Source organism: Pirellulaceae bacterium (assembly GCA_029243025.1).
Taxonomy (GTDB): domain Bacteria; phylum Planctomycetota; class Planctomycetia; order Pirellulales; family Pirellulaceae.
Genome location: JAQWSU010000017.1, coordinates 12,150 through 25,866 on the forward strand (window position 1 = coordinate 12,150; position 13,717 = coordinate 25,866).

General features: G+C 54.2%; 11 protein-coding genes. 6 read left to right on the forward strand and 5 right to left on the reverse strand.

Annotation, left to right across the window (positions count from 1 at the left end):
- The first annotated feature begins 8 nt into the window (after window positions 1-8).
- On the forward strand, window positions 9-1,787 hold the full coding sequence (locus P8N76_07075) for a methyl-accepting chemotaxis protein (GenBank protein ID MDG2381419.1): 1,779 nt from the start codon (window positions 9-11) through the stop codon (window positions 1,785-1,787).
- Between the two features lie 184 nt (window positions 1,788-1,971).
- Here P8N76_07075 and P8N76_07080 read toward each other — a convergent pair whose 3' ends face one another.
- A complete protein-coding gene (locus tag P8N76_07080; protein ID MDG2381420.1) occupies window positions 1,972-2,223 on the reverse strand; it encodes a PEP-CTERM sorting domain-containing protein in 252 nt (83 codons plus the stop codon).
- A gap of 72 nt (window positions 2,224-2,295) precedes the next feature.
- On the opposite strand from P8N76_07080, the gene P8N76_07085 reads away from it, so the two are divergent.
- Entirely contained in the window at window positions 2,296-3,552 is a 1,257-nt protein-coding gene (locus P8N76_07085; GenBank protein MDG2381421.1) for a hypothetical protein, read from the forward strand.
- Between the two features lie 89 nt (window positions 3,553-3,641).
- Here P8N76_07085 and P8N76_07090 read toward each other — a convergent pair whose 3' ends face one another.
- On the reverse strand, window positions 3,642-4,400 hold the full coding sequence (locus P8N76_07090) for an FCD domain-containing protein (GenBank protein ID MDG2381422.1): 759 nt from the start codon (window positions 4,398-4,400) through the stop codon (window positions 3,642-3,644).
- 121 nt (window positions 4,401-4,521) lie between these two features.
- On the opposite strand from P8N76_07090, the gene P8N76_07095 reads away from it, so the two are divergent.
- Window positions 4,522-8,334 carry a DUF1553 domain-containing protein gene (locus tag P8N76_07095; protein MDG2381423.1) on the forward strand — a complete coding sequence of 1,271 codons (3,813 nt, stop codon included), beginning with the start codon at window positions 4,522-4,524 and terminating at the stop codon, window positions 8,332-8,334.
- Window positions 8,331-9,767, forward strand: a complete 1,437-nt coding sequence (locus P8N76_07100) for a DUF1501 domain-containing protein (protein MDG2381424.1) — start codon at window positions 8,331-8,333, stop codon at window positions 9,765-9,767. Before P8N76_07095 ends, P8N76_07100 begins: the two co-directional genes overlap by 4 nt.
- Before the next feature lie 258 nt (window positions 9,768-10,025).
- On the opposite strand, the gene P8N76_07105 is transcribed toward P8N76_07100, so the two are convergent.
- Together P8N76_07105 and P8N76_07110 are read right to left on the reverse strand one after the other, a co-directional pair.
- The gene (locus tag P8N76_07105; protein ID MDG2381425.1) at window positions 10,026-10,637 is read right to left on the reverse strand and encodes a LemA family protein; all 612 of its coding nucleotides are present in this window, start codon (window positions 10,635-10,637) and stop codon (window positions 10,026-10,028) included.
- A gap of 19 nt (window positions 10,638-10,656) precedes the next feature.
- Complete coding sequence (locus P8N76_07110; GenBank protein MDG2381426.1) at window positions 10,657-11,472, reverse strand: DUF3137 domain-containing protein; 816 nt, start codon at window positions 11,470-11,472, stop codon at window positions 10,657-10,659.
- Window positions 11,473-11,610: 138 nt separating this feature from the next.
- Here P8N76_07110 and P8N76_07115 point away from each other — a divergent pair, with 138 nt between their 5' ends.
- Window positions 11,611-11,892, forward strand: a complete 282-nt coding sequence (locus P8N76_07115) for a GTP-binding protein (GenBank protein MDG2381427.1) — start codon at window positions 11,611-11,613, stop codon at window positions 11,890-11,892.
- A 194-nt stretch (window positions 11,893-12,086) separates the two neighbouring features.
- Entirely contained in the window at window positions 12,087-12,353 is a 267-nt protein-coding gene (locus P8N76_07120; GenBank protein ID MDG2381428.1) for a GTP-binding protein, read from the forward strand.
- Window positions 12,354-12,653: 300 nt separating this feature from the next.
- Here the strand turns inward: P8N76_07120 and P8N76_07125 are convergent, their stop codons facing one another.
- A complete protein-coding gene (locus tag P8N76_07125) occupies window positions 12,654-13,691 on the reverse strand; it encodes an SMP-30/gluconolactonase/LRE family protein (protein MDG2381429.1) in 1,038 nt (345 codons plus the stop codon).
- Between the last annotated feature and the right edge of the window lie 26 nt (window positions 13,692-13,717).

A 13,717-nucleotide genomic window follows, 5' to 3' on the forward strand; every position in this document is an offset into this window, starting at 1 on the left:
GGACCTCCATGTCGATCCGATCTCTTCTGCTCACCGTATTCGTGACGCTTTTGGGGCTGCTAGCCGCACTGATTTACGTCGCCTCGATGACAACGCAGACGCAAGGGGAGATGGCCGCTGCCGAACGTCGCCGCCTTGACTCGTGGAAACTGGCGGACGAGCTGCGGCAGAGCTCCGATGACCTCACCCGCATGGCGCGCACTTTCGTGGTGACCGGAAATCCAGCCTACGAGCGTTACTTCAACGACATACTCGCGATTCGGAACGGTGAAAAGGGGCGGCCCGAAGGGTATGACGGAATCTACTGGGATTTCGTCATCGCGGCAGGAGGGCAGACGCAGGCGACCGGATCGCCTATCGCACTCGAACAACTCATGCGAGATATGGCATTCACGCCAGAAGAGTTCGCCAAGCTTGCCGAAGCGCAGCGTCGATCGGACGCGCTCGTGCGCCTCGAAGAGCGGGCCATGAATGCCATGAATGGGAGATTCGACGATGGCTCAGGCAACTTCACCGTTGAAAACGCCCCAGACCCTAAGCTCGCAAGAGAACTGATGCACGGCGAAGAGTACCACAAGGCGAAGGCCGCCATCATGACACCGATCCGCGAGTTCTTCGCGATGCTCGATAAGCGAACGGCAAACGACGTCAAGACAAAGAGCACCCGTGTCCGCCATTATGCCAGGATCGCACTCGGCCTCACCATCGGAACGGCCGCCTTCGCACTCGTTGCATTTCTCACCCTCGTTCGTCTCACCGTCACGCCGATCCGCGCGATGATCGAGCGTCTCAAGGACATCGCCGAGGGCGAAGGCGACATGACACAACGCGTCGACGAGAGCCGGCGCAACGAACTCGGCGAGCTTGGCCACTGGTTCAACACCTTCATCCAGATGGTGCACGATATTTTGTGTCGGGTGAAGCGAACGTCTGAAACCGTCGCCACCGCCGCGGGCGAAATCGCGGGCGCCTCACGTGATCAGCAGGCGATGGTCGGCGACTTTAGCGCGTCGTCCGGTCAGATCGCCGCTGCGATCAAGGAGATCTCCACCACGGGAAAAGAACTGGCCATCACTTTGAAGGAGGTCAGCCAGATTGCCAGCGAGTCAGCCGTGATCGCGGACACTGGCAAAAACGGCCTCAGCAATGTCGAGTCAAACATTCAGGCTCTGCTTGAGTCGACACGTTCCATCTCGTCCAAACTCAATGTCATTGATGAACGTTCTGAGGGTATCAACCAGATCGTGACCACGATCGTGAAGGTCGCCGATCAGACGAACCTGCTTTCGGTGAACGCCGCCATCGAAGCACAGAAGGCGGGCGAATACGGAGTCGGTTTTCGCGTCGTCGCACACGAGACCCGCCGCCTGGCCGACCAAACCGCCAAGGCCACACTTGAGATCGAGCAAGACGTCGGCGAGACACAGTCGGCTGTCTCCGAGGGAGTCGCCGAAATGGATCGCTTGAAAACACGGGTCGGCGAGCTGGTTGCCGCCACTTCTGTCCTCAGCGAACAACTTGGAACCATCATCGAACAGGTGCATACGCTTACCGACCGCTTCGAGTCGGTCAACGAGGGCATGTCGCAGCAGTCACAAGGGACACTGCAGATCAACCAAACCATGACCTCGCTTACCGGAAACGCCGACCGCACGGCGAGCTCGTCCGCCGAGTTCGCGTCGGCAGCCGAACAACTGCGAGAAGCAACCGTCACGCTTCAGAATGAGATCGAGCGTTTTAAGCTGATGCCGGGGGATAGTCCTCGCCGAGGAAACACGGAAAGCTGATGATGCCGAGTGACCAATCCGTCGAATCATCGCTCGTCCCTGCCGAATTGCCGCGATGAATTTTGAGGCGTGTTTCCACATAAAGAGTTCCGATTCGTAGTGATCGCCCACGGGCCACTGCCACAACGCAGACACGGAATGTGCAAAAGCAGGACTCTTTTTCGAACCTGCCATCGAACGCGTTTCACTCACCGATCGCCGGATTCTCGGACCTGGCCTGGCAACCTAACAGTGCCCATAGACTCAGAGCCAACAGCGCCAAACCGCTTGGCTCCGGCACCAGATTACCTGCCGACTCCTGCTCGTAGCGTCCACCGGCCGAGTCGATGCCGCTTGAAAAGGCTACGATCAGATCGGCCGTGTCGAAATTGCCGTACTTGGGCTGGCCAATCGTGAGGGAAACCTTTTCGACAAGCACGCGTCGAGTGAGAAACACGGATCACCCGATTTTGCGCTATCGAATTTAATTTAGGGAGACGCGAGCCAATTTTTCCCGTAAAGTGTCAGGATGAACACGAACAACCAAATAACTCGCCGAGAATGGTTAGCCGCCACCTCGGCATCGGCGATCTACGGAAGGTTTGCCACACGATCCCGCGCAGCGGTTGTTGACAAGACAAACCCCAAGTCTGTCGCGGCAATCATCACGGTCTATCGCAAGATGTCTCACGCAGACGTGCTCATCGGCAAGATTCTCGAAGGATGGCATCAACAGGGCGGCCCAACTCCAGCATTGAAGCTGGCGTCAATGTACGTCGAACAGGTCGGCGACGACGATTTGGCACGCGGGATTTCGAAGAAGTACGACATCCCCATCTTTCCCACGATCGAAAAGGCGGTGACCGTCGGGCAAAACCACATTCCGGTTGACGGTGTGATCAGTATCGGCGAACACGGCTCCTATCCTGTCAATGACAAGCAACAGCGTCTTTATCCTCGGCGACGCTTCTTTGAAGAAATCACTGACACATTTAAAAAGCACGGCAAAGTCGTACCCGTTTTCAGCGACAAACATTTGGGCCCAGTTTGGTCAGATGCAAAATGGATGTACGACCGCGCACGCGAAATGAAGGTTCCCTTCATGGCCGGTTCGTCGTTGCCCGTCAGCTTTCGCGATCCGAACATCTCGGTGCCGATGGGCTGCGAGATCGAAGCGGCTGTGGGAATCGGTTACTCCGGATTGGACATTTACGGTAGCCACACGCTCGATTCTTATCAGTGTCTCGTCGAACGACGTCGCGGTGCAGAACGCGGAGTGCGATCGGTGCAATGCCTGCAAGGTGATGCCATTTGGAACATGATTGACCGTGGCGGCATCCCCAAGGATGTACTGGACGCGGCACTTGCCGCCGTACCCAGAAACCAACAAGTAGACATCCGTTCTGACAAGCGAGCCGCTTTATTTAAATTTGAATATCTGGATGGGCTGCCGGGCATAGTGCTAATGCTGCCAGGATCCGTCGGGGGAATCGGCGCGGCGTTGAAAATCAAAGGACAAATCTTAGCCACGCGATTTGAAGAACGCCCCGAACCTTATTTCCCACACTTTTCCTATCTACTGAAAGCGATCGAACAGATGATGCATACGGGTCGTCCGGCGTACCCTGTCGAACGCACGTTGCTAACCAGTGGTATCCTCGATCGGGCGCTCACATCGCGAGCTCAAAACCAACAAAAGCTGATGACACCGGAATTAGCCATTCCATATCAACCAGTCGATTATCCGCATGCGCCATTGCCTGCCTTGACTTCGGAGCCTCGTTAGCTTTCACCGTTTGAAACAACGGCTAGGCCTTCACTTGCCGTGAGAATAACGGAAACGGGAGCCAATATTTTTTTTGGCTTCGCGAACGCTCAAACGTTGGGCGCCCGACGAACGCGGTCTAAGAAATTTTGGTACGCATGCTGCAGATGATTACGCGTTTCTTCCTGAGCCATCGAGCTATCGCCTTGCACAAGCGCGGAGTAAAGACGAGCGTGTGATTCGTCTGTTTCCGAATATCGCTTTGTCGTCCAATGGGACTGTTTGAGGTGAGGTTTCAGTTCTTCCAACACGGCGCATAACATCGAAGCCATGACCGCGTTTCCAGAGAGTCGGGCAATCTCCAAATGAAACTCAATATCCAACTCGAGATATTCCTCTTTTTCCGCTCGTTCATTCGCTGGAATCGACGCCATCCGCTCCAGAATGTTTCGCAGCGGCAATAGATCTTCAATTTCCCGTCTGCGGGCGGCCTGAGCAATCAGAGCAAGTTCCAATGTCTCGCGCGCGTCCAATAAATAGAAAAGATTTTGATTCTCGCCCGCCAACAACTCTCGCAACCGTTCACCCAGTCGCTCGGCCGACGTGGTGGATTGAACGCCACTGGCCGGCATTTCGACAAACGCACCAGCTCGTGGCAGCACTTTCACGAGGCCGCGGCCTTGCGCGTCCAGCAACGCATCTCGAACAAGGCCCGCCTTGACTCCGAACTGATCCGCTAAGTTTCGAATCGACGGAAGACGATCACCCGGCCTCAGCCTCTGCTCCTCAATGAGTTGTCCGAGCTGGGTAACGAGTTCGGCGGAATTGTTGACGAGAGCGGCTGGCTGCAAATTAATGTTCCTCTCCATCGTGGATCAAGCGAATTTCGCGTGTCCCGATTGCGTAACCTGATTGACGCGGCGCTTGTTTTCGTTGATGATAGCGACTGATTAATCAGTGTGCAATCAGCGTTCACTCAGGAAGCATTCCATGAACCAAGACTTTCGGCTACCGAAACTCTTGGCGAGTTTCGCGACATTGTTGATCGGTGGGCAGATCGTTGCGTTCGGTGACGAAGGCGCGGACGTTGAGATTTTCGAAAAGCGGATCCGCCCCGTCTTGATTCGACACTGTTACGAATGCCATTCGGCCGCCTCGGCAGACCTGAAAGGCGGCTTGCGTCTCGACAGCCGCGAATTCATTCGTCAAGGCGGCGAATCCGGTCCGGCGATTGTTCCAGGGAACCCCCAGGAAAGTCTGCTGCTCGATGCGCTCAAACACCAGACGTTTGAGATGCCGCCGGACAAGAAACTTCCTGACCAAGTGGTCACAGATTTCACTCGGTGGATCGAACTCGGCGCACCTGACCCTCGAGATAACCCACCATCTGCGGACGAAGTTGCCGAACTTTCGTGGAAAACGATTCTCAATGAACGTCGTGAGTGGTGGAGCCTTCTCCCCGTTGACGCGATTGCTCCTCCACTGGAAAAAAGCGAGAACCCGATCGACGCCTTTGTCGCGACGAAACAGCAAGCTGCGGGAATCACGCCGGGGAAATCTGCGCCCCCACGAGTGCTGGTGCGACGACTTTCGCTGGTCTTGACCGGGCTGCCTCCCACTCCTACTGAAATCGATCAATTTGTCAAAGAATCAAAAACGGATTCGCAAGCGGCTTACCAATCATTGGTTGAACGACTCATTGACTCACCGCATTTCGGCGAACACTGGGCCCGACACTGGATGGACGTCGTGCGGTTCGCCGAAACTCATGGCTACGAGTGGAATCACGAAGTACGCGGTGCCTGGCGCTATCGCGACTACCTGATCCGATCCTTTAACAACGATCTGCCGTATGATCAGCTAGTGCGCGAACACATCGCCGGTGACCTGCTCAAAAACCCTCGTCTGAACGAGCAGTTGGGAATCAACGAATCAATCATCGGCACAGCGTTTTGGCGATTCGGAGAGTTGGGCCACGACAACTGTGTTGACTTCCCCGAAATTCGTTTCGACGCGCTCGACAACCAGATCGATACGCTGGGCAAGGCATTTCAAGCACTGACGATTTCATGTGCGAGATGTCACGACCACAAACTGGATGCCATTTCCACGAAGGATTACCACGCACTCGTCGGAATCTTGGAAAACAGCAGTCAGATTGTCCACACGCTTGATTCCCCTGAGCAGATCGCTGATACATCAGCCGAAATCCGCCAGCTCAAGGGCCAGTTACGGCAGCGACTCGCCGAGCATTGGCTCGCGACAATCGATTCCATGCCGGACATGATTGTCGCGGCTCTCAATGACGAACCCAACAAGAACGAACTCATCGTCAGCGCGGAGGGAACACCGTGGGAGAATCCGGCCTATATTCTAAAACAATTCACCAAGACGAACGATTCCCAAACGGGTACACCGTTCTTGTCAGCGAAGTGGATCTGGGACAAACCAAACGCGTTTCAAAACGAGCCGAGCTCTGCCCCAATCTATTTTCGATTTACGTTCGACCTCAAAGAGTTGCCGAAAAAGGCACAACTGTTTGCGACGGCTGACGATCAGGTGACGTCGCATGTCAACGGACAACGTCTGGGAAACAACCCGGCGTGGCAAACACCAGCTCAATATGACGTAACGAAGCAGTTAAAAAAGGGACGCAATACGATCGCGTTTGACGCAGCCAATGGTGTCGGCCCCGCAGGATTCATTGCTTCGCTCCTGCTCGACAATGAGGAACTGGGTTCGAGCAATCAATGGAAAGTGACGCGCAACCTCGAAGACAATTGGACAACCCGCGACCACGATGACAGTAAATGGACCGCAGCCAACGAGATGGGACCGTCGTCGATGGGGCCGTGGGGTCTTGTGAAAGAATCGAAAGCCGACGGAGCTCTTCGAGAGGATATCGCGGCCGGCTGGAAGAAACTTGCGGAGGAATACCAAACCGAACATCAGCGGCGCGAAAAATTGATTGCCGATAATCACATCAGCTGGGCTGACTTCCATTCCCAAAAACCATCGGGTTGGTCCACCAGCGGCCTCGGGCTGGTGGACAATCCAACTCCAGCCGGTGACTTCACGTTATCAGAAGAAGGCGACTCCATCGTCAACGCAATTCTTCCAGCGGGATTGTACACGAATATCATTTCCAATCGACTGAACGGTTCAATTCGATCGCCATGGCTGCCAACGGACAAAAAATTCATCAGCGTCCAGGTTATTGGCAACCGACGAAGCATGATCCGCACGGTGGTGGATAGTTGCGGTTTAAACGAGTTCGCCGGCGGCGGACTCACCTATCTCAAAGGGGGCCAGTTCAAATGGAAAACGTTTCCGACCAGCGCCGCACCAGGAACGCGTTCCTTCGTCGAGCTGACAACGCGTTCTGATAATCCACGATGGCCGGATCGACCGGATCGAGCGGGCTCTGCCGACCCCAATCTGGTCTACGACTACCGCTCATCTTTCGGAATCACACGAGCGGTGCTGCACGATGCGCCGGGAGCACCGGCGCCGAATCTGGCGCCCATGTTGCCAATGTTCGCGACCAGTTCGCCCAATAGTGAAGTCGATGTTGCTACGGCGTTCCAAAGCATGGCGCGCGATGCAGTTTTAGCTTGGAGAGACAATCGCACCACCGACGCCGATGTGCATTGGCTCAACTGGTTCCTCCGAACCGGGCTGTTGCCCAATACCTTAAACAGCGGAACCTTAAACATCGAACAGCAACAGCTGGGCGAGCTATTAAGTCGATACAGAGCGGTGGCATCCTCCATTGCCGAACCACGCGTTGTCGCCGGACTTGCCGATCAGGAAAGTGGTCGAGGATTTCCGGTTCTGATCGGAGGCGATCCCAAGAAGCACGGCCCGATCGTCCCTGCACGTTACCTTGAAGTCATCTCGGGAACCGCCTTTGAAACCAACGGCAGCGGCCGCCTACAGCTCGCGGAACGGATCGCTTCTCAGAACAATCCGCTGACGGCCCGTGTCATGGTCAATCGCGTGTGGCATCATCTATTTGGCAATGGAATCGTGGCGACACCCGATGATTTCGGCAGAATGGGTGAAGAGCCAACGCATCCGCAGTTGCTTGACTTCCTGGCGGATCAGTTCGTGCGGGATGACTGGTCGATCAAGCAATTGATCCGACGAATTGTACTCAGCAAGACGTTTCAGCAAACAAATAGGCCGAAACACGACGCGGGACAGGTTGATCCCGGAAATCGATTGCTGCATCACTATCCGGCGCGTCGCATGGACGCCGAAACAATCCGCGACACAATTTTAACAATCTCTGGGCGACTGAATCCAGAAGTGTTTGGGCCCGGCCTCCATCCTCATCGTGAAAAGGACGTGGACTACCGCAAACTCTTCATCGGCCCGTTGGATGGCGACGGCCGACGCAGCATCTACATTAAAGTTACCCGCATGGAGGGCCCGCAGTTTCTCGAGCTGTTCGACTTCCCCGATCGCATGGTCACACGTGGAAAGCGCGATCGAACGAATGTGCCGGCTCAGGCTCTTGCAATGCTGAACGACCCCTTTGTAATCGACCAAGCTCGTTTCTGGGCGGAGCAACTGGTCAAGGTAAAACACGAGTCAATCGAAGTACGTATTCAAGCCATGTTTCAACGCGCGATTGGGCGACCGCCGAGTAAAATCGAATTGCAACGTTTCGTCTCACTGATTCGAGCCTTGGCCGATGATCCCTCTGCGGATCAGGTGGCCTTGCTTGAGGACCAGAATGTCTGGCAAGACGCCACGCACGCAGTGTTTAACCTGAAGGAATTGATCTACATCCCATGAATACGATGCCTTCAAGCTGCCCCGGCCGCGTGCCGCGCCCGATCAACCGACGTGAAATGCTCGCCACGGCATCCACCGGTTTTGGCCTGATGTCGCTTTCCGCGCTGATGAGTGACAATTCTTACGCAGGTCTTGCGGAAGGGATACGAAGCCACTTTCAGCCAAAATGCAAACGCGTCGTGTTCCTGTTCATGCCAGGAGGCGTTTCTCACGTCGACTCGTTCGACCCCAAACCGTCTCTAAAAAAGCATCACGGTCAAAGTATCGGCAAATGGGCAAATGCCAAAAGCATGGGGGCCAATCCGGGACGCAAATGGAAAGAAAGTCCCTGGAATTTCCAGAACTTCGGCCAATCCGGCATTCCGGTCAGCGACCTGTTTCCAAATATGGCCCAATGCGTTGACGATCTTGCCATCGTCCGGTCGATGGTCGCGGAAGTCCCACTTCACGCTGGAGGTAACCTGTTCCTCCACTCCGGACGTCTGCGAGCTGGCTCGCCTAGCCTGGGTTCCTGGATTAATTACGGACTCGGCAGTGAAAGTCAGAACCTACCGGGATACGTGCTGCTTAACAGCGGTTCCGTGCCGCCGGGAGGCAAAGAGCTGTTTGCGAATGGCTACCTACCCGCCAGCTATCAGGCAACCTCAATTAAGGCAGAAGGGATTCCCGTCGACAACATTATTCCTACACGTTCCGCAAAGCAGCGACAAAAGCTGAAGTGGCTATCACTTCAAGACGGCGAATTCGCAAAAAAAGTCGGCGAACAATCGGGAGTCGAATCGGCAATTCGCAATTATGAAATGGCGTTTCGCATGCAGACCGCCGTTCCCGGTACACTCGATCTGGCGAACGAAACAAAAGCCACCAAGGAACAATATGGCTTGAACGCGGAAGACAAAGATCTACGCTCGTATGCGACACAGTGCCTGCGAGCTCGCCGACTGCTAGAGGCAGGCGTCCGATTTGTTGAGGTGACTGCCAATCCCGTCGGCCTCGACAATGGAAGCTGGGATCAGCATGGCAATTTGAAAGCGGGCCATGAAAAAAATGCACTTGTCACTGACCAGCCAATCGCTGCGTTGATTAACGACCTGAAAGAGCGAGGCCTATTCGACGATACGTTGATTCTCTGGGCTGGCGAAATGGGACGAACACCCCACGCCGGTGGAGCACCGGGCGACGGCCGCGACCATCACACATCAGGCTTCACCGTTTGGCTCGCGGGCGGAGGCATCAAGGGCGGCACGATTTACGGAGCGACAGACGAATTTGGAATGGAAGCCGTTGAGAACGTGGTCACCATGCATGACCTACACGCCACGGTCCTTCACCTGCTGGGACTCGACCACGAACGTCTCACATTTCGCTATGGCGGCCGAGACATGCGTCTGACCGACGTTCATGGACACGTTGTCCAGGATATTCTTCGATAAGCTGAACGGCCGCTTTCAATTCACCTGTTGAGCATCAGCAAACCGGCGACGAGCCTACAAGTCAGCGGCACGACCGACTGACTTGTGATTTTTTTCCGCTGAAGGTGGTACATTCGCAAAAGATGCCAAGCGATTGATCCACAAGCCTCAGCGCCAAAACAAACTGCCTGGTTATCCTGCGATGTCACTCGAGCTGAATCGGTAATTTCCATCCCAGACGCTTTGGATCATCCCGCACAAAGACATCCCGCACATAGACTATGTGCTCATGTCAACGTTAACCACCGATTTGGCAGCCGCTTCTGCCTCAAAAAATTCGAATTCAGTGTCTTTGAATCCGAACATGCCGGCGACCAGGTTGCTGGGAAACATTTGAACTCGGTTGAAGAAATCCCGGACGTTGGCATTGTAGAATCGACGTGATCGCGCGATTCGAGTTTCGGTTTCGCCCAACTCTTTTTGCAGCTCGAGAAAATTCTGGCTGGCCTTCAAGTCGGGATAGGCTTCGAAGGTCGCTAATAGGCCATGAACGGCCTTCCCAAGTTGGTCTTCTACTTTGGCTCGGTCTGGTGGGCTTTTGGAGCGATCATTGACCGCCGTCGTGCGCAGGGCGGTGACGTCTTTCAAAAGTGTCTTCTCGTGGGTGGCGTACCCCTTTACACAATTGACCAGGTTGGGGATCAAGTCGTGTCGGCGCTCGAGTTCGGTGTCAATGTCGGACCAGGATTCTCGACATGACTGACGCCCGGACACCAAATTGTTTTGCAAGCTGATGACATAAATGATTAATACCAGTAAACCGGCACCAATAACAATCAGCGTGACGAGAGCGGGTGATATCGCTGCCAAGAGCTGTATCGAGGAACTCATAAGCATGATCCTTTAGCGTTCAGTCGGTTGTATTGTGCTTCAAGTCTTCGGGGATATTCCCCAACAAGTCAACGCAGGCATCCAACTGCTTTTGCACTTCCTCCGGTTCCATCGTGAACCACGTGGATACCATGATGCCGCCCGAATTGATTTCGATCCCGTGTTGCAAGCCGTGCTCCATTAGCTGTTCCATCATGGCCTGATCAATGATGGCGAATGCCCATTTGGGATCGTTGGATTTTACCTGATACTGTTTGTTAAATGAATCTAATTCAAATTTGACATTCTTTAGCGTGAGGCTGCTACCCTCTTCAATACCGAACGACGCCAATCTTTTCCAAAGCTTTTTTGGGGTGATCAGGGTGCGGTGTAGTGGCATATCGGTGAGAATCAGGATCGAGCTAAACTCGCCCTCGCTCCAATCAAAGTCCTGTCCCGTCGCGACCACATAGTCATAGAACACCGTGTCCCAACTAACGACGGTATAGCCCTTCCAAGAGCCCCAACAGATATTCTTGTCAGATTGCCAATCTCCACGAAAACGATTCGATATGAACTGTCCATATTGGGATTGGATTTTCGAGCGACCAAACCTTTTTGCGAACATTCTTTGCTGGGAAGACAGTGGCTTTTCACCGTGCAGCTCACTCTGATCTACCGTGGCAGGGTTCGGCGGCGCCTGAAAAGACTGTCCGGTCAACGCGAACTGCAAGCCATTGGCCTTGGCCCATTTGCGATAGCGTTTGGCCCGTTTTCGGTTCTTTAACCAGAAATAGACAAGCTGCAAAAGGCCTTGAACGGGGATCGCTTTGAGAATGTCATCGAGTGCTGACATGTTTAGCTGGCTCCAGTAGCGGTGCTGTTTCGGCAGCTGGTAGCTTTTCGCCCATGGAAACGAACCGCCCGCATCACTCACGTTCAGTTTTGGCCTGCGGAACATAAAGCAAGCCGGGCAAAAAAAACGTCCCCGGACATGGTATTAAAAAGAACCAAACAAAAAAAGCCCGAAAATTCCAAAGGTAGGCTAATTGAATCAACAGGCATTTCCGAGCCAGCCCCTGTCGCGGATACATCGACCTTCGCAATCGGCGATGGAACTCCGCTCTCGGAAATCGCCGAATTAGATACGATGGTCACCGTGGTCGATGCGGCCAACTTCCTGGAAGATCTCAGAATCCCCAAGAATCTGAAGAGCATCGACCAGGCAGCAACGGAAGACGACCCGCGAACCGTCGCCGATCTGCTTACCGCATAGGTCGAATTTGCCAATATCATCATCTTAAACAAGACGGATCTGGTTGACCAAGACACACGGGGAACGATCGAAGGCTTTGTCGAGCAACTAAATCCTCACGTTCTCAAGCTACAGGCGTCCTTCGGCAAGGTCGAGCCAACACAAATCATGGGGACGCGACGATTTGACTTTGAGATTGCGAAACAGAGTAAAGGTTGGCAACTCACACTACGCAGCGATTCTTTGATCGACTTAATCAAGAATGGAATGGGGTCTTGCGAAGCAAGGGTTTCTTCTGGCTTGCGAGTCGACTGGACAAGATCGGGGTCTGGTCACAGGCGGGTCGAGTGGCGTCTCTCAATTTCGGTGGATTCTGGTGGGCGGCTGTTCCGCCTGAACACTGGCTGGAATCATCCACACTCGAAGCGGAGGTCGAGCAAAAATGGCATCCAGAAGTCGGTGATTGCCGAGACAAGAATTAGTCTTCATTGGCATCGGCATGGACGAGGTCGCTATCTAGGATTCGCTTCAGGAGTGCTTACTGACCGACGAACAATACGCGACAGGGATTGAAGCCTGGAAGAACCTTCAAGATCCATTTCCAAAATAGAACTATCAGTGTGGATGAAGCGATCTCTGCTGGCACCTCGTCGGTGCCCGTTGCTCAGGCAACAGCGAAAGCAGCTGTCTCATAACTTAAATCGATGCCACCGTGGCGGACCGTCCCCAGAAGGAATTGACCCTGTTTCGGATCACGTCGGGACCCGTTGGGCAAATCGACATCACTCAAACTTATCGCCCTTGGTCAGCGTCTTAATCCGACAAAGATACATGTCCGAAGTCAGATAGAGTACGCTTCCATCGTTTCCCCAACCAACATTTGCAATGCTTTCGCCCGTGACGATACGACCGAGTAGCTTGCCACTCGGTGAGATCACGAGCACACCACCAGGCCCTGTCGCAAAAACGTTTCCATGCACATCGATCTTCATGCCATCGCCCCCGCCACGCGGAATGCGATCGTCTTTGGACGAGTCAAAAAACGCGGTGGGCGATCCGAGGCTGCCATCTTCCTGCACAGGAAATGCACGCCAAACCGGATCACGACCGTCACTGTTCGCCACGTAGAGAATCTTCTCGTCCGGCGAGAAAGCGATACCGTTTGGGCGAGATATGTCCTTAAATTGCAGCGTGACCTTGCCGTCCTTTTGCAAGCGATAGACGCCGCAAAAATCAATCTCGCGCAATGGATCATCCGCACTTTGGGGAAGTCCGTAAATTGGATCGGTAAAAAACAAGTCGCCATTCCGGCGAATGGCCAAGTCGTTCGGACTATTGAATCGTTTGCCATTCCACCGATCTGCAAGCGTTACCTTGCCGCCCCCCTTGGTGAGGAGCGAAACCCGTCGGTCACCGTGTTCGCACAGCACGAGTCGTCCAGCAGCGTCCAGAGCCAACCCGTTACTGCCAGGCTCGCGACCGTAATCTGCAACTCCTGTATAGCCAGCGGGCTTCATATACACCGACACTCCAACACCCTCTTGCCATTTCATGACGGCGTTGTGAGGGATGTCAGAAAACAGAACAAAACCTCCGAACTTATTGTCCTTTTCCGGCACCCAGACTGGTCCCTCTGCCCATTCAAAGCCGCCGCAAAGAACCTCGACCGCTGCGTCCTTCAGAATGAGTTTGTCGAGCGATGCGTCAAATCGGTCGACATGGCCAATCTGCGGAAAATTAACAGTATTTTGAGCCTGAGCAACGCTTGCCAGCGCCGTCAGTAAGCTACAGAGTCTAAAAATCGTCTTTGGTGCGCTCATGTGATTTCTCTTTTCATGGCAGTCGG